The following is a 21,605-nucleotide window of genomic DNA, read 5'->3' as shown; positions in this document are numbered from 1 at the left end:
CGCGTTCAGATGCATGGGCTGCCGGCCGGCGGCGGGGGTCCCTGGGCGGTAGTGGGAGAATGGGACGGACAGTGCTAATACAGCCGGCGGGCCAGCAGTCCAGCCGCCGAGCGAACCACTTTGAACGGATCACACCCATGTCCCCTGCCTCCGGCCGGAACGCCCTGCCCGAAACCATGCCATCCGACTCCGCCGCGAAGTTCGCCTCCATTGGGTCGCCGTACTTCGGCATCATGCTGGCGGTGATGGCAGTGGTGTTGATCCTGTCCAACATCGGCGCGTCCAAGGGCGTGGCCTTCGGCCCGATCGTGACGGACGGCGGCTTCTTCCTCTTCCCCCTCGCCTATATCCTGGGCGACGTCATCAGCGAGGTTTACGGGTTCAAGGTGGCGCGGAAGGCCATCGTGACCACCTTTGCCCTGTCCGTGTTCGCTTCCCTGTGCTACTGGGTGATCATTGCCCTTCCCGGGTTCGACGACGATTACAGCGCCGCCAAGCAGTCCGCCCTGGAGGGGGCGCTGGGACCGGTGCCCCAGATTGTGCTGGCCTCGCTGCTGGCGTTCCTTGCAGGCCAGACCATCAACTCCTGGATCCTGGTGAGGATGAAGGCCCGTACCGGCGAAAAGTCGCTGTGGGCCCGGCTGATGGGGTCCTCGGGTGCCGGCGAATTCGTGGACACCCTGATCTTCTGCAGCATCGCAGCGTCCGTCATCGGCATCACGGACTTTGGCATGTTCGCCAACTACGTGCTGGTGGGGTTCGTCTACAAGACCCTCGTAGAGTTCCTCTTCGTGCCGGTGACGTCCCTGGTGATCGGGTGGGTCAAGAAGCGCGAACCCAGCTACGGGGCGGTTGCCACGGCCTAGCCTCATTTCACCGGGGACGCTGGAACGGTGCGGGGACGCTGTTCCGGTTCAGCGTCCCCGCACCGTTCCAGCGATTTCGACGGCGGGAGGCTGCCGCCGGAGGGCCGCGAGGACACGCTGCTTGAACTCCTGCTCCCGGAACAGGTCCTTCCATTCCACGCGGACGAAGAACCAGCCGTCCTCCGTGAGCGCCTTTTCGCGGCGCCGCTCCTGGAACAGGACCTCGGCCGTGGGCTTGTAGTCGAAGTACTTGACCTTCCCGTCGAACTCGAGGGCCACCTTCTTGTCCTTCCACGCGAAATCGAGCCGGTGCCGGCCCGCTCGGCTGTGCACCTCTACCTGGGACTCCGGCTTGGGGAGCCGCAGCCGCGTGATGAGTTCCCGGGTCAGAGTTTCGCCGGCCGATTCGGCACGGGCATCCGCATTGGCCAGCGCCGCCCGGAGGTTCCGGATTCCGCGGTGGCCCGCCAGCGCATCCGCCGCCGACTGCATGAGGGCGGCATCCGCGCCGAGGCGCAGCGCGCTGTCCATGACGATCAAGGACTGGCGGTAGTCAAGCATCAGCGCGCAGTCCACTGCCGTCCGCTCAAGTGCAGTGACTCGGAGGACGCCAAGGGTCACGACGTCTGCCTCGGTGTAGGGCCGGGTGTGCCCGCGGACGTCCTTGCCCAGGCGCTCCTGGGACGGCCGCACCCGGAACAGCAGGTGGATCAGTTCGTCAACGTTCCAGAGAAACAGGCCATGGAGCCGCGCAGCCGAGGTGTGGCTGTACACGAAGCCGCCGGTCGACGTCGTCAACGTCCCGTAGGCATGGGCATGGATCTTTTGCACACTGCGAACCGTGGCGGACTGCTTTTCCCACACTTCGCCCCGGATGTAACAGCCGTACCGCAGCCGAACCAGTTTCCCGCTGCCGACCAGCCGGAGGACCGCACGCGAATTGAGCCCCGCGGTACGCAGTTGGTCCGTCCGCCAGAGGTTATCCGTTGCGGGGAGCGGCGGGGACTGTGTCATCAACCCAGTGTCGGGTGGGCTCCGTGCAGTGGCCAGGTGCCGCCGTCGTGATGTGGAAAACGCCGGGACGCTGGAACGGTGCGGGGACGCTGATCCGGTTCAGCGTCCCCGCACCGCTCCAGCGATTTCGACGGCGGATGGCCGCCCCGGCGCGTCAGGAGTAGTACTGCCCCAGGGTCTCGGCCTTGAAATCGAAGAACGTGCCGGACTCGATGGCCAGGCGGGCGTCATCCACCATCTTCACCACGAAACGCTCGTTGTGGATGGAGATCAGGGTGGCGGACACCATCTCCTTGGCCTTGAACAGGTGGTGGATGTAGGCCCGCGAGTAGTTCTGGCACGTGTAGCAGTCGCAACCGTCCTGCAGCGGCCCGAAATCGCGCTTGTACTTAGCGCCGGAAAGGTTGTACCGGCCGGTGGGCGTGTAGAACGCCGAGTTGCGGGCAACCCGGGTGGGGGAGACGCAGTCGAACGTGTCGGCGCCGTTCTCGATGGCGGTGAAGATGTCATCCGGCTCGGAAATGCCCAGCAGGTGACGCGGCTTGTCCTCCGGCAGTTCCTCGTTGCACCAGCGCACAATCGTCCCGAGGTTCTCCTTCTCCAACGCCCCGCCGATGCCGAACCCGTCGAACGGCATCGCCCCGAGGTCGCGGCAGGCCTTCCGGCGCAGGTCCTCGTACTGCGCACCCTGGATCACGCCGAACAGCGCCTGGTACGGCTTTCCCACACGTTCTTCGGTGAGCCGGAAGTGTTCGGTAATGCACCGCTCGGCCCACAGCCGGGTGCGTTCCAGCGACTCCTCCTGGTAGCCGCGCGAGTTCTGCAGCGTGGTCAGCTCATCGAACGCGAACATGATGTCCGCGCCGATCTGATGCTGGACCTGCATGGAAATTTCGGGGGAAAAGCGGTGCTTGTCGCCGTTGAGGTGGGACTTGAACCAGACGCCGTCGTCATCGATGTGCGCCAGGCGTTCCTTGCCGGGGGCCACGGCGTCGTCCGGCCCGGTGGCGTCCACGGATTTCATGTCGATGACCTTCTTGAATCCCGAGCCCAGGCTCATCACCTGGAACCCGCCGGAGTCCGTGAAGGTAGGCCCGGGCCAGTTCATGAAGGCGCCAAGCCCGCCGGCCTCGTCCAGGATGTCGGCACCGGGCTGCAGGTACAGGTGGTAGGCGTTGGCCAGGAGGGCCTGGGCACCAAGGTCAGCCATGGACTCCGGCAGCACGGCCTTGACGGTGGCTTTGGTGCCGACCGCGATGAACGCCGGCGTCTGGATCTGGCCGTGCGGGGTGGTGATGGTGCCGGTGCGGCCCAGGAATTGCCCGCCGTTTTCCGCTTCCTGCGCGTCCGACGGCGGGCAGGACTCAGCAAGGCGCGTGCCCACGGAGAAGGAGAACGTGGACTGGCCTGCGGGGAGCGCGGCATCAGCATGGGTTGCGGGGGAGGGGTTGGCTGGCACCGTACCAGTGTGCCAGCAAACCGGCTGCCGCCTGTAAACCCGGGCTGCGGGGCCTTAGCTGATGGGGTCCGACTCGGGGTACTGTGCAGAACGCCAAGATTCCCAAGAGGACCGCACGGCGTCCAGCCTGGCAGCACCGAGGTCATAGGTGAAGGCAATCACCAGTGACCCCTCGCCCTCTTCGCGGACGTCCTTGATGGCTGGGTGGTCCGCCACCACCAGCAGGCCCTCGCCGTGCTCGGCATAGTCATGGACGGTCAGGCCCACCTGGTGGCTGGTCCGGTACCAGACCTTGCCGCTGATCTTTTCGCCCGTACCCAGCGTGAGCTGGTACTCCTCGCCGGGGGCAGGGAGGTCGGCCAGCCCCAGCTTCTCGATGGCTGAGCCTTTCCCGTCGGTCAGGTGCAGGAACAGGGTGTGGCGCTTGCCGTGCGGATGGCGTTCCAACGCGAACCGCAGCTGGTGCAGGAACGTGAGCCACCCCTGGGTGATGTCCTCGTCCCAGGCGGCCCACTCGGAGTCGTGGTCCAGGGCACCGCGCGTCACGTTGACCCGTGTCCCGCCGGGAACCGGTGAGAGTTCGAAGGTGTCGCCGCCGTGCACGGTGAGGCTGGTGTGGTCCGGAGCCTCCTGGACATCGGCGGAGAAGTAGATTTCCTTGATTTCGGATTCGAGGTCCTCGGCCTGCCAGCCATGCCATTGGGCCACAAGGGACGGTTCACGCAGCATGTTCCAGACCTGCGGCGCGTCGGCGTTGATCACTACGCTGAGGTTGTTCGTCATAGCCCCGAATGTACAACTCCCGCCGGGCCCCGGGTAGGCCCAATTTGTTCAGGAGCGGACGGCCTCAAGCTCATTGCCGATCCGGCGTTCCAGCTCCGACATGCCAATGGTCTCCGACCCGCCGTGGGCTCGCAGGAACAACAGGGATTCAAGCCGCAGCAGCCGCCATTCGCGCTCCGCGTCGTGGTTGGAGTTGTCGATGGAACGGAAGATTTCCTTGTCGTACAGGTTGGGCTCGTTGAGGGAGCGCTGCCGTACCTTGGCTGCCATCCGGGCCTTGAACGGATCCGTTTCCTGGTTTTCCGGGGTACGGATCAGTTTCTCGTACACGGCGGCCCGCTCGTCCTGGCCGTCCTGCCGGCAGATGTAGCTGGCCAGCGCCAGCGACGCCTCCACGGAGGCCCAGCGGCCCGGGTTCCCGTCGTAGGGCAGGACCGTCAGCAGGTCCGCGATGGACAGGGCGCCCTCGGCATCCTTGAGCGTGACGAACAGCTCGTGCGCAAGGTCGGTGAGGTCCTTCAGGCAGCTGCCGGACTTGAAGTTCACGCCTTTGGAGAGCCGGTCCGTCAGCAGCAGCACGCCCACCGCGTCCGGATGCGCCTCCGCGGCGGCCTCCACCACAGACTCCGGGGTGCCGTCAGGGGCGGGGATCAGGGACAGTTCCTCGTCGGAAGGGCCGGTGGCCGCGGGCGGGGCCGGCGGCAGGGGAGGGACGACGACGGCGGGACCGGGAACGTCGGCGGCACGCCCGCCGCCGGGCTGCTCCTGTCCGGGTTCAGCCGGTGCCGCGTCGCCGGCAGGGGCGGTGGTGCCGGTGCCACCCGCTGTCCCGGCGCCGCCACCTGTCCCCGTGCCGTCCGCCGCAGCGGCCGCTGCACGCGGAAGCCGGGTGACGGCGTCGTGCGTTTCCTCCACCAGGGTGACGGTGCTGCCTGCGGCGATCCGCAGGGTCCCTCCGCCGGTCAGGCTGGCCAGGACCAGGGCAGGCACGCCGAAGTCGTCGCGCTCCAGCTCCAGCTGCCGGATCTCCGCAGTCCGTTCACCGTCGGGCAGGAGGATGTGGCTGCCGGTGGTCAGGGATCCAGCCAGTTCTTCGCGACGCTGCCGGGCTGGTGTTTCGGTCATGGGAGTCCTTAAGTTCTCTTGCGGTCCGCCCTACAGTCTACAAAGGCAGGGCCCTGAAACCGGGGACCCCCGTGCCCCGGCGGGATGTCAGAAGCCGACGCCCGCGAATGCCAGGGCCTGGCGGATCAGGCCGCCGCGGCCGCCGGTGAACTCGAGCTGCACGCCCGGGCTGAGGACCTCGTCGGGCGTCATCCAGGTCAGTTCCAGGGCGTCCTGGCGGGGCTCGCATTCGCCGGTGACCGGAATGACGTAGGCGAGGGAGACGGCGTGTTGCCGCTCATCGGTGAAGCCCGTCTGGGACGGGGCCGGGAAGTATTCGGCCACGGTGAACGGCACCGGGCTGATGGGAAGCTGCGGGAAGGCCAGCGGGCCCAGGTCCTTTTCCATGTGCCGGAGCAGTGCGGCCCGGATGGTTTCGCGGTAAATGACCCGGCCGGACACCAGGGAGCGGACCATGGTGCCGTCGGTGTCGGCCTGCAGCAGGGTACCCACCTCGTTGACGTAGCCAAGGGGATCGAGCCTGACCGGAACCGCCTCCACGTAGACCATGGGCAGCCGGCCACGCGCCTCAAAGAGGTCCTCTTCGGAGAGCCAGCCGGGATTCGGGTCAGGGGTGCGCAGGTTCATGGTTAAGTTCTACCCCATGGCACGGCGCTCCGAGATCCACACCGTGGCGGGCACGCTGGCGGCGAACACGGCCGCGTCAGGGTTGCCAACATGCAGGGTGCTGCCAAAGGCCTCCTCGGTGACGCCCGCCGGGAAGCCGGCCGCGGCGAGCCGCTCCCGCAGCGGTTCCAGGCCGCCGTCGTACTCGAAGCCCAGCCCGGAACGGGGCTGGCCGGACGCCGGACGGACCATCAGGATCCCCCCGTTCTTGGCGGTGAAGTCCGCGGTTTCGTCATTGTCGGGGTTTGGCCGGGGACGGGCTCCGACGTGGCGCAGGGTCCGGGCCGCAGCCTCGGGGTCCGGTGAGAACCAGACCGCGACCACGGCTAGCGCCGGGTCCGCGTCGGCGCACTGCGCGCCGTGCGCGGCCGGATCGGCGAGGAAGCTGAACCCGTCCGGGCCGGTGATCCGGCAGGCTTCGCCGTGGTCCACGGTGACCAGCTCGGCGGGGGTGGCGCCCTCCCCGGCGGCGGACTCGTTGGTGCGGCGGGCGAACTCGGCAAGGTCGCCCACCTCCACCGCGAACGCCGTGGTCCCGTCCCGCGGATCGCCGTCGGGGACCTCATGGAGGACGAGCCGTCCGGCGGCGGAGTCGAAGACCCGGAAACCTCCGTCCCCCTCCGTGAGGACCAGGCCCAAGGCGGTGAGGAACCGGTTCCAGTCCTCGATGCGGGACGTGAAGTGGAGGGGGCGGGCGCGGAGCATCGGGAGTCCTTAGGGTCGGGGCGGGGACTATACGCCCATGATGGCATCCGGTGTGGCAACAGCACAGTGCCGCAGTGTCCGCACTGCCCCTGGCACCCTTGTTTTGCCGGGGAGCGGGGGCAGAATAGGGCCATGGCTGTTGAACTGGAGGAACTGCTGGTGCCCGATTCCGCGGCCTGGCGTGCCTGGCTGGAAGCGAACCACCAAGCCAGTCCGGGGGTGTGGCTGGTGCTGCACAAGAAGGGCGGCACCATCACGGAGCTGGACTACGCGGCAGCCCTCGATGAGGCATTGTGTTTCGGCTGGATCGACGGGCAAGGCAGGCGCCGGGACGATGAGACTTCTTACCAGCGGATGACGCCCCGCGGGCCCCGCAGCGTGTGGTCTGCCCGGAACGTCACGCACATCGCCCGGCTCGAGGAGGCGGGCAGGATGACCGACGCCGGACGGGCGGCGGTGGAGGCGGCCAAGGCTGACGGACGCTGGGACAAGGCCTACGCCGGGCAGGCGACGGCGGAGGTTCCGGAGGACCTGGCCGCCGCCATCGCTGCGGTCCCGGAAGCCCAGGCCATGTTCGATGTCCTGACCAGGACCAACCGGTTCGCCCTGATCTACCGGGTCAACTCGGTCAAGCAGGCGGCCACCAGGGAACGGAAGATTGCCGGCTTCGTGAAGATGCTGGCCCGGGGCGAGGCGCCCTACCCGCAGAAGAAAAAGCCCGGCGACGCTCCGCAGCCGTGAGCCGGGCCGGGACCCCGCTGCAGGGCCGTGCTGCCAAATCGTTACGCCACTGACGTGCGGCGATGGCTGCGCAGTTGGGTTCCGGGCAGCGGGCCGGTAAAATTGATGGCTAACTTGCGCTGGTGCCGTTCCCCGACCCGGGGGACGGCACTTGTGCGTTCAGCTACGGATTGAAAACCATGCCTTTCAACGTTCCCCGTCCTTCCCTGTCCCCGCTTGCCGCTGCCCTGCAGCGCCGCCCCCTGTTGTGGGCCGCGGCGGCGGCGGGTGCCGCCGTCGTGCTGGTCCTGTCCCTGGTGCTGGCCGGGCAGGGGCGCCCCGGCGCGGAAGCCGCCGCCGTCAGGATCCTAGGCGCCGTGGCAGCCGCGCAGGACGCCTCCAAGGAGCGGGCGGGCGGATATGCCTCGGTGTGGCTCAAGGGCAATGACCGGACGCTGTTCGAGCGCGGCGGGCAGGTGGCGGCGGGCGGCGCCGAGGACCTGCGCAGCGTCGAGTGCGGTGCCGGCTGGCTGGCCGGTGCCCGCGTGGACGGAAAGGTCTACCTGCGCAGCAGCGCAACGGACACGGTGTCCGCGGATGCCGGCGCGGTGCAGCTTCCCGCATGCATCAGCGCCGAGGCCCGGGACGGGCTCCTGGCAGACCTGGGTGTCCCGAAGGCCTGGCCATCGCCGGACGCCGCCGCGCTCGCTGCCCCCGCGCAGGACCCCGGCTACCGGCCCGCCTTCCACCTCACCCCGGACCAGCACTGGATGAACGATCCGCAGCGGCCCTTCTTTCTGAACGGACTCTGGCACTACTACTACCTCTACAACGCCGACTACCCGGAAGGGAACGGCACCGAATGGTTCCACGCCACGAGCACCGACATGGTGCACTGGAAGAACGAGGGAGTGGCGATCGAAAAGTTCCGCAACGGACTGGGGGACATTGAAACCGGCTCCGCCGTGGTGGACACCGAAGGAACGGCCGGGTTCGGCAAGGGCGCCGTGATCGCCGTGCTCACCCAGCAGGACGACGGCGTGCAGCGGCAGTCGCTGTTCTACTCCACGGACAACGGCTACAGCTTCAAGAACTACGACGGCAACCCCGTCATGGACAACCCCGGCGCGGAGCACTGGCGGGACCCGAGGATCGTGCGGGACGACGCCGGCAACCAGTGGCTCATGCTGCTCGCCGAGGGCCATAAGATCGGTTTCTACACCTCGCCCGACCTGAAAAAGTGGACCTACGTCTCCGCGTTCGAGCAGGACGGGCTGGGGATCCTGGAGTGCCCTGACTTCTTCCAGATGGACGTGGACGGCGACCCCGCCAAGCGCACGTGGGTCCTTGCCGCGGGGGCCAACGGATCGGAAGGGGGACGCACCACCGGCCTGGCCTACTGGACCGGGAGCTTCGACGGGAAGGCGTTCACCCCCGAGGGCGGCCACCAGTGGCTCGACGACGGCGCGGACTTCTACGCCGCCGTCACCTGGGACGACCCCCGCCTCACCGACGGGCAGCGCAAGGCGTCCCGCCACGCCATCGGCTGGATGAACAACTGGAGCTACGCCCGGGACCTGCCCACGGACGGCTTCTTCGGTTCAGCATCGGTGACGCGGGACATCAGGCTGGAGTCCGACGGCGGCCGGCCGGCTTTGGTCTCCGCTCCCACCCCGGCGCTGCAGTCGCTGGAGGGGGAGGCCACTGCGGTGCCGGCAGGGACCCTGGGTGGCGGGAAGGTGCTTCCGGTCCCGGAGAGCGGCGCGTACAAGGTGGACCTGGAGCTGGAGCGGCCCGCCAACGGGGCCGGTGAAGCCCGGCTGCTCCTGCAGAATGGCGGCAAGGCGTACGCCACCGTGGGGTACGACTTCCGGACCGGCCGGGCGTTCGTGGCCCGGGACGGAGATGCGGTGGCCACCGGCGGCAAGGCGGCTGCGGACTACCGGCAGATCCGGGCGGCGGGCGGCGGCCAGGAGCGTGCACGGCCGCGGGGCAGCGCCGGTGAAACGGTCAGCCTGACCGTGTACGTGGACAGGTCCTCGGTGGAGGTCTTCGCGGACGGTGGCCGGCAGGCACTGACCTCCCTGGTGTTCCCGCCGGCAGGAGCCAAGGAAACCCGGCTCGTGCAGGACGGCGGAGAGGTGACGGTGCTGCAGGGAAAGGTCACGCCCCTGGCGTCGATCCGCCAGGGGTGATTCCAGCTAGGCCTTCTCGACCGGGAACGCCACGCCCTCGCCCACCACGCGAAGGCACAGCTCCATGCCCGGCCGGGCGATGGAGGCGTTCCAGTGGCGGATGGTGATGATTTCCCCGCCGCCGGGATAGCGGTGGTCGGAGCGTTCCGCCAGTTCGGGCGGAACGGAGAGCTTGAGCCGGACGGTGGTTTCGGGGCCGAAGTAGTCGGTGTCCACCACCACGCCGCGGATGTCCCCGTCCTCGGCGATCCGGATCTGTTCGGGCCGGAGCATGAGCTGCACCGGGCCCTGCGCCGGCGGCCTGCGGACCGGAATGCCGCCCAGCGAACAGGTGGCCAGGGATCCCTCCATCCAGGCGTCCAGGATGACGGCGTCGCCCAGGAACTCCGCGGTGGCACGGTCCGCGGGGCGCGTGTACACCACGAACGGGTTGCCGATCTGGGCCAGCCGGCCGCCCCGCATGACGGCAACCTGGTCCGCGAAGGACAGCGCCTCGGCCTGGTCGTGGGTGACCAGGATGGTGGTGACCCCGGCGTCCGCCAGCACCTTGGCAACGGCGCGGCGCGTGGCCACGCGCAGTCCGGCGTCGAGCGCTGAGAACGGCTCATCCAGAAGCATCAGTTCCGGTTCGCGGGCCAAGGCCCGGGCCAGGGCGACGCGCTGCTGCTGGCCGCCGGACAGCTGGTGCGGCCGGCGCTTGGCCATGGCCGGATCCAGCGACACCATTTCCAGCAGGTCGCTGACGCGGCCGGCCACTGCGCGGCGGCCGCCGGCCAGTTTGGCCGTATCCAGTCCGAAGGCGATGTTCTGCCCCACGGTGAGGTGCGGGAAGAGGGCGCCGTCCTGGGCCACGTAGCCGATGTGCCGCTTGTGGGCCGGAACCCGGATGCCGTCACCGGCCACGGTGGTGCCGTTCAGGGCGATGCTGCCGGCCAGGGGGTGTTCAAACCCGGCGATCAGCCGCAGGAGCGTGGTCTTGCCCGAGCCCGACGGACCCACGATGGCTGTGGTTCCGCCCTTGGACACGGACAGGTTCACGCCCTTGAGGACTTCCTGCGGGCCGAAGTTCTTGGTGACGTCGGTGATCTGCAGGTGGGGGTTGGTGCTGGCCGCCACCGACGGGGCCACCCGGGGCTCCGGCAACCTGGAGGTGGATGGTGCTGTCACTGTCCGGCTACTTTCTTGGACTGTTGGAAGAGGAGGTAGGTCATCGGCGCGGAGAGCAGGATCATCAGCAGCGCGTAGGGCGCGGCGCCGGCATAGTCGATCTCGCTGCTCTTGCTCCAGAATTCGGTGGCGAGGGTCCGGGTGCCGTTGGGAGACAGCAGCAGGGTTGCCGTCAGCTCGTTGGCGATGGCCAGGAACACCAGGGCCGCGCCGCCGGCGGCAGCCGGGGCCGTCAGCCGGAGGGTGACGCGGATGAACGACGCCAGCGGAGGTTTGCCCAGCGACTGCGCTGCTTCATCCAGCTCCTTCGGGGCCTGGGCCAGGCCCGCGCGCAGGCTGACCAGGGCGCGCGGCAGGAACAGCAGAACGTAGGCGGCCACCAATACGCCGGCGGTCTGGTACAGGCCAGGGACCAGGCGGATGCTCACGGTGACGAAGGCCAGGCCCACCACGATGCCCGGCAGTGAGCTGGTGATGTAGTTGGACAGTTCCAGGGATTTGCTGAACCAGCCCGGGTGCCGGACGGCAAGGTAGGCCATGGGGAACGCGACGACGATCGTTGCCGCCGCGCCGGCCACGCCGTAGCCCAGGGTGGCCAGGAGCGCGGGAAGGAACTCGTCCGCGGCCCAGGCCGTGGAACCGCCGAGCGCGGTCCAGCGGAGCACGAAGAACAGCGGCAGGCCCAGCGCCAGGGCGGTCAGGCCCAGCAGGAACAGCTGGGCCGGGACCTGGTAGAAGCGCAGCGGCAGGCGCAGCGCCTTGCCCTGGGCGCCGGGGCCGATCCGGGCGTACCGGGCGGTGCCGCGGCTGCGGACCTCCGCCACGAGCAGGAGCAGGCAGAAAAAAACCAGCACGCTGGCCAGCATGTTCCCGGCGGCGCCGTTGAACGTGGACTGGTACTGCACCATGATCGCGGTGGTGAAGGTGTCGAACCGGATCATGGCGAACGCGCCGTACTCGGCCAGCAGGTGCAGCGAGACCAGCAGGGCGCCGCCGGTCATGGCGATGCGGAGCTGGGGGAGCACCACCCGGAAGAACGTGGCCCAGTTGCCCAGGCCCAAGGCAGCGGCGGACTGCTCAATGGCGGGGTCCAGCCGGCCCAGCGAGGCCGCCGCGGGGATGTACACCAGCGGGAAGTAGGAGAGCGTGGCGATCAGGACGCCGGACCACAGCCCGCCCATCGAGGGCACGGCCGATACCCAGGCGTAACTGTTGACGAAGGCCGGAATGGCCAGCGGCGCTGCCAGCAGCACGGCCCAGATCCGGTGGCCCCGCAGGCTGGTGCGCTCCACCAGCCAGGCCCCGGCCACGCCGAGCACCAGGCACAGCGGCACCGTGATGACGGTGAGCAGCAGCGTGTTGAGCAGCAGCTCCATCACGCGCGGCCGGAAGATCAGCGCGGCCGCGGTGTCCCAGCCGGTGGCCACCGTCATGTAGGCCACGTAGCCCAGCGGGACAAGGGAGAACAGGGCGATCAGCACCGCCACGACGGACACTGCTGAAACGCCGAAAGGCGGGCGGGGGCGGTTGCCCCGGCCCGCCGTCGTCGTGCTCCCTCTCGAAGGGGGAGCCGATAGGTCGGTGGTCACGGAATTAGAGGAGTCCTGCCTTGGTCATCAGGTCGGTGACCTTCTCGGAGTTGAGCTTCGCGGCGTCCACGGAGGGAGCCTGCAGGTCCTTGATCGGGACCAGCTTGTCGTTGGCCGGAACGTCGGAAGCGATGGCGTACTCGAACGAGGTGCCGTCCTTCAGGACTTCCTGGCCCTTCTTGCCGGTGATGAACTTCAGGAACTCCTGGGCGGCCGCGGCGTTCTTGGAGGACTGCAGCACACCGCCGCCGGAGACGGACAGGAAGGCGCCCGGGTCCTGGTTCTTGAAGTAGTACGGCGTGACGTTCTTGGAGTTTTCGCCGGTCTTCGCCTGGTCGCCGTAGTAGTAGTAGTGGTAGATCAGCGCGGCATCGACTTCGCCGGCGTTGACGGCCTTCATGGCGGTGCTGTTGCCCTTGTAGGCCTTGAAGTTCTCCTTCATTCCCTGCAGCCATTCCTCGGTGGCGTCCTCGCCCTTGAGTTCCAGCAGGGCGGAGACGATGGCCTGGAAGTCGGCGCCGGTGGGCGACGCAGCCCACTTGCCCTTCCACTCCGGCTTGGCCAGGTCAAGCATGGACTTGGGGAGCTGGTCTTCGGAGATCTTGTTCTTGTCGTACACCAGGACGGTGGAGCGGGCGGCGATGCCCGTCCACTTGCCCGTGGACGGCTGGAACTCCGTGGGGACCTGCTCCAGGGTGGCCTTGTCCACGTCGGCAAACAGGCCGGCGTTCTCCACCTGGGTCATGGCGGGCGAGTTTTCCGTGAGGAAAACGTCGGCGGGGGAGGCCTGGCCTTCCTGGATGATCTGGTTGGACAGCTCCGTGTCCGAACCCTGGCGCATGGTCACCTTGATGCCGGTCTCTGCCGTGAAGGCATCCACCCACTCCTTGGTGAGGCTTTCGTGCTGCGCGTTGTAGACGGTGATCTCACCGGAGGCCGCTCCCGCGGAGGCGGAGCCGGACGCGGAGGACGAAGCTGCGGGCGTGGTGCTGCCGCCGCAGGCGGTCAGGCCGAGGACAGCGGTCGCGGCAAGGGAGATGCCGGCCAGTGCGCGGGTGCGGATCTTCATTGAGGCTGCTTTCTGGGAAATGTCAGGGGGACCGTGAACCGGTCCGTTGCGGGTCCTGGGGAAGGGGCCCACGGAGAAACTGTAGGGTAGGCAACCCTAAGCAGCTAGGTGGAAAGCGCTTAAGGTGACCAGCGTCACAATAATTACGGAAGTGTGGCGTGACTTAATTCTAGGACGCGGCCACGGTTGCCGCCGCCTCGATGGCCATCCAGGCCTGCAGCTGCGTGGAAAGTTCGACGACGGCCCCGGCTGGAAAGGTGGCCTCGGCCGGCGCGGAGGCATGCGCGGAAAAGATGACGGCCTCCGCCGGGGTCCGCGAGGACTCTCCGGGCATCACGTTCCGGCGCCCGTCCCAGAAGGCCTGCGCCGTGTCCAGGACCAGCCGCGCGGCCTCCTTTCGCGTCTGCCCCGGAAGCCGGCTGTCCCGTGCCGCCAGTGCGAGGTACCTGCAGAGGATGCCGGTGAACAAACCGCCGTCGCCCGATCCCTCGCAGCGGAGGACCCTGCCCTGCTCCCCGCTGCGCTGCTCCCCGCTGGCTGCGGGGACGGTCAGCAGCCTGTCCACCGCCGCCACCAGTGCCGCGGCCCGGGCCAGGTTGGCGTCCCCGCCCAGTTCCAGGAGCGCGCCGAGGATGGGCCCCTGGTTGTAGGTGTAGATGGTGCGCTCCACCAGGACCTCGCCGGCCGTCCCGGCGCGCGCGCCGTCCAGGTACAGGTGCTGCTCCGGGTCGAACAGGGTGGTGTCCAGCCAGTCAACCAGCGCCTGCGCCCTGGCGGCCCGCCCGGTGCGGGCGTAGTGGAGTGCCACGGGGGCGTTGGCCGGGGTGTTCTTGAAATCGCGCTTCTTGCTCCAGAACACGCCGCCGCCCAGGTCGTCGCTGCCGGCAGCATCGAACTGGAGGGTCAGTGACCGGCGCACCCGCGCGTTGCGGCCCCGCCCCGGCTTGCGGGTTTCGCCTGCCAGGCGGTCCAGCCGGTCGGTGGCCAGGGCCAGCCAGGCCATGTCGTCGTAGTAGTTGTTGACCATGGTGAACAGGTTGCGGATCCTGATGCCCGTGACCAGCCGCGAGCCCAGCCGTCCGGCGCTGGGATTGCCGGGGCCGTTGAACCGGGCTGCCGGGGTGGCGCCCCCGCCGAGTTCGCGCAGGCCGGTGTCCACCAGGCAGTCGAGGTAGTGCGCCTGCCACCAGTAATGCCACGGGTTCAGGACGGCGGCAGCGTCCGCGGCTGCCCGCAGTGTCCGCCGCCGGCCGCGCACAGAGCCGGTGCCGCCCCACGTGACGGAGGCCAGGTGGGTGTTCGGGAGGAACAGCAGCCTGCGGCCGAAGAGTGCAGTGACGGACCGCGCGGCATCGTTGGCCCGCTGGTGCCAGGTGGCGGCGTCGCTGGAAGTCATGACCCCAGCCTAGCCACGACGGCGGTATTTCAAGGGTGCGTCACGCTCCCGGGAATGGCACAAAGGGTGCAGGCTGCGCCAATTTCAGTTAACATTCACTAACTGGTGCGCTGCGGTCAGGCCGGGGCGCGGGGGCCACATCAAGGAGGATGCATGGATGCCAGAGGCAGTGTCGCGCTGATCACCGGAGGGGCATCGGGCCTGGGGGCCGCCACGGCCCGGACACTGTTCGACGCCGGCGCGTCCGTGGTGCTCGTGGATCTCCCGTCGTCGGCCGGCGAATCGGTGGCTGCCGGGCTCAACGGAACGCCGGACGGCGGCGCCAAGGCGGTCTTTGCCCCCGCCGACGTGACCAGCGAAGCAGACGTTCGTGCCGCCGTCGCCACCGCCGCGGGGCTGGGCCCGCTGCGGATCGTGGTCAACTGTGCGGGAATCGCCACGCCGGGCAAGGTCCTGGGCCGCGACGGCGTGCTGCCGCTGGAGGCCTTCAACCGGGTCATCCAGGTCAACCTCGCGGGAACGTTCAACGTCATCCGCCTGGCGGCCGAGGCCATGGTTGCCACCGAACCGGCAGTCACTGACATCGGCGGCCCGGAGCGGGGAGTCATCATCAACACTGCCTCCGTCGCCGCCTTCGAAGGGCAGATCGGCCAGCCCGCCTACGCCGCCTCCAAGGGGGCCGTGGCCGCCATGACACTGCCCATCGCCCGGGAGCTGGCGCGATACCTGGTCCGGGTGGTCACCATCGCACCAGGGATTTTCGAAACCCCCATGATGGCCGGCCTGCCCCTGGAGGCACAGGAATCGCTCGGCGCGCAGGTTCCGCACCCGTCACGGCTCGGCAAGCCCCAGGAATACGCCAAACTCGTGGCGCACATCGTGGACAACGCCATGCTCAACGGCGAAACGGTCCGCCTTGACGGCGCCATCCGGATGGGACCCAAATGAGCGCCTCGCCGGGCCTGTCCGGGCGGCCCGCAGAACTGCCCTCCGCCGACTTTTTCGCCGTCGAATCCCTGCTCAGCGACACTGAACGGAACAAACTGGCCGAACTGCGGGACTTCCTCGCCGCCGAGATCGCCCCCCACGCGGGGGACTGGTGGAACGCGGCCGAGTTCCCCGCGCACCTTTTGCCCAAACTGGCCGCCCTGGAACTGAGCACCCCCACCCAGCGCGGCTACAGCCACCTGTTTGCCGGGCTGGTGATCGCCGAGATGACCCGGGTGGACACCTCGATCGCCACATTCTTCCTGGTGCATCACGACCTCTTCGTGCAATCGCTGCACTCCTTCGGATCCGCGGGCCAGAAGGAGCGCCTGCTCGCGGACGCTTCCAGCCTGCGGATCACCGGGGCATTCGCCCTGACCGAGCCGATGCACGGCTCAGACGTCGCCGGCGGCCTGGAAACCACGGCGCGGCGGATCTCCTCCACCACCGGGGCAGCGGACGACGGCGGCGACACCTGGGTGCTGAACGGCGCCAAACGGTGGATCGGCAACGGGACGTTCTGCGACTACATGCTGGTGTGGGCCCGCGACGAAGCCGATGGATCGGTCCGCGGGTTCATCGTGGACGCCACCCTGCCGGGCGTAAGCCGCAGCCGCATCGAGAACAAGATCGCGCTGCGCACCGTGCAGAACGCGGACATCGTGTTCAAGGACGTCCGGGTGGCCGAGGCCGACCGCTTTGCTGCCATCAGCAGCTTCGACGGAACCCGGGAACTGCTGCGCAGCTCACGGATCATGGTGGCCTGGCAGGCGGTGGGCCAGCAGCTCGCCGCGTTCGACGTTGCCCGTCAGTACGCGGTGGAGCGGCAGCAGTTCGGCCGCCCGCTGGCACATTTCCAGCTGATCCAGCAGCAGCTGGTGACCATGCTGGGCAACGCCGTGGCCAGCACGGGCATGCTGGTCCAGCTCGCCAGGCTGCAGGAGCAGGGGGCGGCGGATATGGCGCAGGTTGCGCTGGCGAAGTCCTACGCCAGCGCCAGGATGCGGGAAACCGTCGCCTTGGGCCGGTCCATCCTGGGCGGCAACGGCATCGTCACGGACTACCGGATGGCCAAGATCTTCGCCGACGCCGAGGCCATCTACACCTACGAGGGGTCCTACGAAATCAATTCGCTCATTGTGGGCCGGGCCATCACCGGCGTGTCCGCCATCGCCTAGGGAGCATACGGCTGCTTCTCCCCGGCTTCCACGCGGACGTCCAGGCTGTTGTTGCGGACCGGCATGGGGCAGGTGCCGTACGGCGTGAAGGCACTGGGATAGTTGATGGCCCGGTTGAAATCCAGGACCACCGTGAAGGTGCCGTCCGGGTTGGGCCGCGGCCGCGGCGTGGAGACTTTCCGCCACTCGGCTGTCTGTCCCGGCGGGGCGGCGCCGTTCGTTTCGTCATGGAAGGTGACCGTCAGGGCGCCGAGCTTCTCCTCTTCAGCCTGCAGCCGGAACTCGTGCGGACTGCCGGGGAGCCGGAATACTACCTCTCCCACGGTCCGGTGGATGCCGTCAACCAGCGGATTCGCGGTGCTGATGGGAACGTCCACGGGTTCGGCGTACGGCTCGAACCGGCCCGTCACTTCCCAGTCCGGGTTGTACGGGTAGGTGGGGACGCCGTCGAATTCGGTGAACACCGGCGATTCTGCGTCCCGGGTGCGGGCCGCGTACCGTCCGCTGCGCATGGCCAGTTCCACCACCGTCCGGTCGCCGCTGGGCCCGCCGAACTGCACCCACATCAGTGATTCCTCATCGGCGAGGACCGCGGTGATGGTCCCGTCCACCGCTTCGCCGGTCTCCACGAGCGTGAGCCCGTCGGAAGGCACCGCGGTGAGTACCGCCGTCGTGCCGTCCGTGGACCACAGGCCCGGGGCGAGGTCGACGGCGGCGGGGGAGTCCTCCAGCCACTGGAAGGAGGTGATGGTGAGCCAGCCGTGGCGGGTGGCCAGGGCCTTGTCCCGGTTGGCGCGGAAACGCTGCCATCGTTCGAGCCGGGCGGTTGCTGCTGCCGTTCCGGCGGGGGTTGTGGTGCCCATGGTTCCTTCCCATCGTCTGCCACCGCTACAACGGGCCCCGGGCCCGCTTCATTCCATGTCCGCGGCGTCCATGCCGGACCCCTTGCCTCCGCCCGGGCCGCCGGTACGCTTCTGAATCATCAGGCACGCACACCCGCCGAGGGGAGAAACCATGAAGATCGCAGTCTTTGGCACGGGCACCGTGGGCCGTGCGCTCGCCGGGGCCTTCAGCCGGCTCGGCCACGAGGTGGCCGTCGGCACCCGGAACCCGGAGGAAACCGCCGCCCGGACCGGCCGCGGGGCCATGGGCGCGCCTCCGTTTGCTGAGTGGATGGCAGAACACGCAGACATCCGGCTGGACACGTTCGCCGCAGCCGCGGAACGCAGCGAACTGGTGGTCAACGCCACCAACGGTGCAGCGTCCCTGGAGGCTCTGGCCGCCGCCGGCGCGGCGAACCTTGCCGGGAAGATCCTGGTGGACGTTTCCAACCCGCTGGATTTCTCCCAGGGCATGCCGCCGTCGCTGAACCCGGTCAACACCGAAAGCCTGGGTGAGCGGATCCAGGCCTCCTTCCCGCGGGCCAGGGTGGTCAAGACCCTGAACACCATGAACGCCGGACTCATGGTGGACCCCGCCCGGCTGGCCGGCGGCGACCACACCGTCTTCCTTTCGGGCGACGACGCCGGGGCCAAGTCCGTGGTCACCGGCCTGCTCCGGGAGCTGGGGCACCGCGACATCATCGACCTGGGCGACATGACGACGGCCCGCGGTGCGGAAATGCTGCTTCCCCTGTGGCTGCGGCTCTACGGGGCGCTGGGAACCCCGGACTTCAACATCAAGGTGGTGCGCGGCGGCTGACACAGTCCGAGACAGATTCCGCCTTCCACGCGCCAAAGGGGTAGCATCTTCTGCTAGTTACGTGGCTCACAGTATCCAGCGCAGTGTACGAGCCAAGTCCGCAACCCCGAAAGATTGCTTCCATGGCTCACACTGCAGCACATCCCGAATCCGACCTCGCCTCCGAACTGCGGGCAGACGTCCGCCGGGTCTCCACCCTGCTGGGCGAATCCCTGGTCCGCCAGCACGGGCCCGAGCTCCTGGACCTCGTGGAGCAGGTCCGCCTCCTCACCAAGGAATCCAAGGAGGCTGCCCGCGGCGGCGCCGACGCCACGGGTCCGTGGAGCGCGCACGACGTCGTCGCCCAGGTCCGCGAGCTCCTGGGCTCCCTGCCGATCGAGCAGGCAACCGACCTGGTGCGGGCTTTCGCGTTCTACTTCCACCTGGCCAACGCCGCCGAGCAGGTCCACCGCGTCCGCGGCCTGCGCACCCGCGCCGAAAAGGATGGCTGGCTCGCCAAGACCGTGGCCGAGATCGCCGGCCAGGCCGGCCCCGAAGTGCTGCAGGAAGTGGTCAACGGGCTGGACGTCCGGCCCATCTTCACCGCGCACCCCACCGAGGCGTCCCGCCGCTCCGTGCTGGATAAGATCCGCAAGCTCTCCGACGTCCTGGCCCAGCCGACGGCCGAAGGAACCACCGCCCGCCGCCGGCAGGACCGCCAGCTCGCCGAGATCATCGACCAGATGTGGCAGACCGATGAACTGCGCCAGGTCCGGCCCACCCCGGTGGATGAGGCCCGCAACGCCATCTATTACCTGGGCGGCATCCTGACGGACGCCATGCCGGAAATGCTGGCTGAACTTTCCGAGCTCCTGGGCGAGCACGGCGTGACCCTGGCGTCCCAGGACGCGCCTATCAAGTTCGGCTCCTGGATCGGCGGGGACCGGGACGGCAACCCGAACGTGACGGCCGCCGTCACCCGGGAAATCCTGCAGATCCAGAACCAGAACGCCATCCGCATCAGCATCGGCATGATCGACGAGCTGATCTCCATCCTGTCCAACTCCACGGCGCTCGCCGGCGCGGACCAGGTGCTGCTGGACTCGATCAGCGCCGACCTGAAGAAGCTCCCGGGCCTGGACAAGCGGGTCCTGGAACTGAACGCCCAGGAGCCGTACCGGCTGAAGCTGACCTGCATCAAGGCAAAGCTGATCAACACCGGCAAGCGCGTGGCCGCCAACTCCAACCACGAGCATGGCCGCGACTACAACGGCACCGACGAACTGCTGGCAGACCTCGACCTGCTGGAACTGTCGCTCCGCAACCACTCCGCGACCCTTGCCGCGGACGGCGCACTCGCACGGGTCCGCCGCGCCATCGCCTCCTTCGGCCTGCACCTGGCCACCCTGGACATCCGCGAGCACGCAGACCACCACCACGACGCCGTCGGCCAGCTGATGGACCGGATCGGCGGCCCCGGGCTGCGCTACGCCGAACTCAGCCGCAAAGAACGCTTCGAGGTGCTGGGGTCCGAGCTGGCCTCCCGGCGTCCGCTCTCCGGCCACCCGATCAAGCTCGACGGCGCCGCGGACGGAACCTACGACGTCTTTCGTGAAATCCGCCGCGCCCTGCGGATGTACGGCCCTGACGTCATCGAGACGTACATCATTTCCATGACCCGCGGCGCGGACGACGTGCTGGCTGCCGCCGTCATCGCCCGTGAAGCCGGACTGATCAACCTCTTCGGCGAAAAGCCCTACGCCAAGCTCGGCTTCGCGCCGCTGCTGGAGACCGTGGAGGAGCTGCGGGCTTCCGCCGAGATCATCGACCAGCTGCTCTCCGACCCGTCCTACCGCGAACTGGTGCGGCTCCGGGGCGACATCCAGGAAGTCATGCTGGGCTACTCGGACTCCAACAAGGAATCCGGTGTGATGACCAGCCAGTGGGAGATCCACAAGACCCAGCGCAAGCTCCGCGACGTTGCCGCCAAGCACGGTGTGCGGGTTCGCCTGTTCCATGGCCGCGGCGGTTCCGTGGGCCGTGGCGGCGGGCCCACCTACGACGCCATCCTGGCGCAGCCCAACGGTGTCCTGGAAGGCGAGATCAAGTTCACCGAGCAGGGTGAGGTCATCTCGGACAAGTACTCGCTGCCCGAGCTGGCGCGGGAGAACCTGGAACTGTCGCTGGCCGCCGTGCTGCAGGGCTCGGCGCTGCACCGCGATCCCCGGACCTCCGAGGACCAGCGCGAACGCTATGCGCACGTCATGGAGACCATCTCGGACGCAGCCTTCGAACGGTACCGCGGCCTCATCGACCACCCCGACCTGCCCGCCTACTTCATGGCGTCCACCCCCGTGGAACAGCTGGGTTCGCTGAACATCGGCTCGCGCCCGTCCAAGCGGCCGGACTCCGGCGCAGGGCTGGGTGGCCTGCGCGCCATCCCGTGGGTGTTCGGCTGGACCCAGTCCCGGCAGATCGTTCCCGGCTGGTTCGGCGTCGGTTCCGGCCTGAAAGCGGCCCGCGAGGCCGGCCACTCGGCGCAGCTGGTGGAAATGATCGGACACTGGCACTTCTTCCGCTCGGTGCTTTCCAACGTGGAGATGACGCTCGCCAAGACGGACCTGGACATCGCCGGGTACTACGTGGACACCCTGGTGCCGGAAGAACTGCAGCACATCTTCCGGACCATCCGCGAGGAATACGAGCTCACGGTCGCCGAGGTGCAGAACCTGACCGGCGAACACGTGCTCCTGGACGCCCAGCCCACGCTCAAGCGTTCCCTGGAGGTCCGCGACCAGTACCTGGACCCCATCAGCTACCTGCAGGTGGAGCTGCTCCGCCGTGTCCGCGCCGAGGCAGGCGGGGGCATGAGCAACGGTGAGATTGACGAGCGGCTCCAGCGGGCCATGCTCATTACCGTCAACGGGGTGGCAGCCGGCCTCCGCAACACCGGCTAGCCCCCCGGTTGCTCTATCACTTGGGGTCCCTACAACGCCCTTTTAGGGA

Annotated in this window: 18 protein-coding genes; 7 read left to right on the top strand and 11 right to left on the bottom strand. The window is 68.4% G+C overall.

The annotated features are described in order from the left end of the window. Positions 1 to 137 precede the first annotated feature (137 nt). Positions 138 to 866, top strand: a complete 729-nt coding sequence (locus AS031_RS14605; RefSeq protein WP_058268889.1) for a queuosine precursor transporter — start codon at positions 138 to 140, stop codon at positions 864 to 866. Positions 867 to 914: 48 nt separating this feature from the next. Here the strand turns inward: AS031_RS14605 and AS031_RS14600 are convergent, their stop codons facing one another. The 6 genes from AS031_RS14600 to AS031_RS14575 form a co-directional block, all read right to left on the bottom strand. Then, a complete protein-coding gene (locus AS031_RS14600; protein WP_058268888.1) occupies positions 915 to 1,880 on the bottom strand; it encodes a type IV toxin-antitoxin system AbiEi family antitoxin domain-containing protein in 966 nt (321 codons plus the stop codon). A gap of 154 nt (positions 1,881 to 2,034) precedes the next feature. Continuing rightward, the gene (gene tgt, locus AS031_RS14595; RefSeq protein ID WP_058268887.1) at positions 2,035 to 3,339 is read right to left on the bottom strand and encodes a tRNA guanosine(34) transglycosylase Tgt; all 1,305 of its coding nucleotides are present in this window, start codon (positions 3,337 to 3,339) and stop codon (positions 2,035 to 2,037) included. A gap of 54 nt (positions 3,340 to 3,393) precedes the next feature. Further along, the gene (locus AS031_RS14590) at positions 3,394 to 4,122 is read right to left on the bottom strand and encodes an SRPBCC family protein (RefSeq protein ID WP_058268886.1); all 729 of its coding nucleotides are present in this window, start codon (positions 4,120 to 4,122) and stop codon (positions 3,394 to 3,396) included. A gap of 48 nt (positions 4,123 to 4,170) precedes the next feature. Beyond that, positions 4,171 to 5,247, bottom strand: a complete 1,077-nt coding sequence (locus AS031_RS14585) for a DUF6707 family protein (RefSeq protein WP_058268885.1) — start codon at positions 5,245 to 5,247, stop codon at positions 4,171 to 4,173. Positions 5,248 to 5,334: 87 nt separating this feature from the next. Further along, positions 5,335 to 5,874 (bottom strand): NUDIX hydrolase family protein, encoded by a 540-nt coding sequence (locus AS031_RS14580; RefSeq protein ID WP_058268884.1) that lies wholly within the window; start codon positions 5,872 to 5,874, stop codon positions 5,335 to 5,337. A gap of 9 nt (positions 5,875 to 5,883) precedes the next feature. After that, positions 5,884 to 6,618 (bottom strand): VOC family protein, encoded by a 735-nt coding sequence (locus AS031_RS14575; RefSeq protein ID WP_058268883.1) that lies wholly within the window; start codon positions 6,616 to 6,618, stop codon positions 5,884 to 5,886. A 132-nt stretch (positions 6,619 to 6,750) separates the two neighbouring features. Between AS031_RS14575 and AS031_RS14570 the strand changes: the two genes are divergently transcribed. Together AS031_RS14570 and AS031_RS14565 are read left to right on the top strand one after the other, a co-directional pair. Further along, the gene (locus tag AS031_RS14570; protein WP_058268882.1) at positions 6,751 to 7,359 is read left to right on the top strand and encodes a YdeI/OmpD-associated family protein; all 609 of its coding nucleotides are present in this window, start codon (positions 6,751 to 6,753) and stop codon (positions 7,357 to 7,359) included. Positions 7,360 to 7,538: 179 nt separating this feature from the next. Next, entirely contained in the window at positions 7,539 to 9,533 is a 1,995-nt protein-coding gene (locus AS031_RS14565; RefSeq protein WP_058268881.1) for a glycoside hydrolase family 32 protein, read from the top strand. Between the two features lie 6 nt (positions 9,534 to 9,539). Here AS031_RS14565 and AS031_RS14560 read toward each other — a convergent pair whose 3' ends face one another. The 4 genes from AS031_RS14560 to AS031_RS14545 all read right to left on the bottom strand — a co-directional run bounded on the left by AS031_RS14560 (position 9,540) and on the right by AS031_RS14545 (position 14,754). Continuing rightward, complete coding sequence (locus tag AS031_RS14560; RefSeq protein ID WP_176716555.1) at positions 9,540 to 10,700, bottom strand: ABC transporter ATP-binding protein; 1,161 nt, start codon at positions 10,698 to 10,700, stop codon at positions 9,540 to 9,542. Further along, positions 10,697 to 12,289, bottom strand: a complete 1,593-nt coding sequence (locus AS031_RS14555) for an ABC transporter permease (RefSeq protein ID WP_176716554.1) — start codon at positions 12,287 to 12,289, stop codon at positions 10,697 to 10,699. Before AS031_RS14555 ends, AS031_RS14560 begins: the two co-directional genes overlap by 4 nt. Before the next feature lie 4 nt (positions 12,290 to 12,293). Further along, a complete protein-coding gene (locus AS031_RS14550) occupies positions 12,294 to 13,358 on the bottom strand; it encodes an iron ABC transporter substrate-binding protein (RefSeq protein ID WP_058268879.1) in 1,065 nt (354 codons plus the stop codon). 169 nt (positions 13,359 to 13,527) lie between these two features. Continuing rightward, positions 13,528 to 14,754 (bottom strand): glycoside hydrolase family 76 protein, encoded by a 1,227-nt coding sequence (locus AS031_RS14545; protein ID WP_058268878.1) that lies wholly within the window; start codon positions 14,752 to 14,754, stop codon positions 13,528 to 13,530. A gap of 153 nt (positions 14,755 to 14,907) precedes the next feature. On the opposite strand from AS031_RS14545, the gene AS031_RS14540 reads away from it, so the two are divergent. Then, the gene (locus AS031_RS14540) at positions 14,908 to 15,702 is read left to right on the top strand and encodes an SDR family NAD(P)-dependent oxidoreductase (RefSeq protein ID WP_058268877.1); all 795 of its coding nucleotides are present in this window, start codon (positions 14,908 to 14,910) and stop codon (positions 15,700 to 15,702) included. Continuing rightward, positions 15,699 to 16,919: an acyl-CoA dehydrogenase family protein gene (locus AS031_RS14535; protein ID WP_058268876.1), complete on the top strand. Its 1,221-nt coding sequence runs from the start codon at positions 15,699 to 15,701 to the stop codon at positions 16,917 to 16,919. The genes AS031_RS14540 and AS031_RS14535 overlap by 4 nt, the downstream gene beginning before the upstream one ends. On the opposite strand, the gene AS031_RS14530 is transcribed toward AS031_RS14535, so the two are convergent. Then, entirely contained in the window at positions 16,916 to 17,782 is an 867-nt protein-coding gene (locus AS031_RS14530) for a DUF1684 domain-containing protein (RefSeq protein WP_058268875.1), read from the bottom strand. The two genes, AS031_RS14535 and AS031_RS14530, sit on opposite strands and share 4 nt — an antisense overlap. Positions 17,783 to 17,933: 151 nt before the next feature. On the opposite strand from AS031_RS14530, the gene AS031_RS14525 reads away from it, so the two are divergent. Together AS031_RS14525 and ppc are read left to right on the top strand one after the other, a co-directional pair. Then, entirely contained in the window at positions 17,934 to 18,620 is a 687-nt protein-coding gene (locus AS031_RS14525) for an NADPH-dependent F420 reductase (RefSeq protein ID WP_058268874.1), read from the top strand. A gap of 122 nt (positions 18,621 to 18,742) precedes the next feature. Next, positions 18,743 to 21,556, top strand: coding sequence for a phosphoenolpyruvate carboxylase (gene ppc, locus AS031_RS14520; protein ID WP_058268873.1), 2,814 nt, complete (start codon positions 18,743 to 18,745; stop codon positions 21,554 to 21,556). Positions 21,557 to 21,605 lie beyond the last annotated feature (49 nt).

The sequence above is a fragment of the Pseudarthrobacter enclensis genome (genome assembly GCF_001457025.1).
GTDB classification, from domain to species: Bacteria; Actinomycetota; Actinomycetes; order Actinomycetales; family Micrococcaceae; genus Arthrobacter; species Arthrobacter enclensis.
Note: the sequence above shows the minus strand (reverse complement) of the source record. Positions and strands in the feature narration are given on the sequence as shown.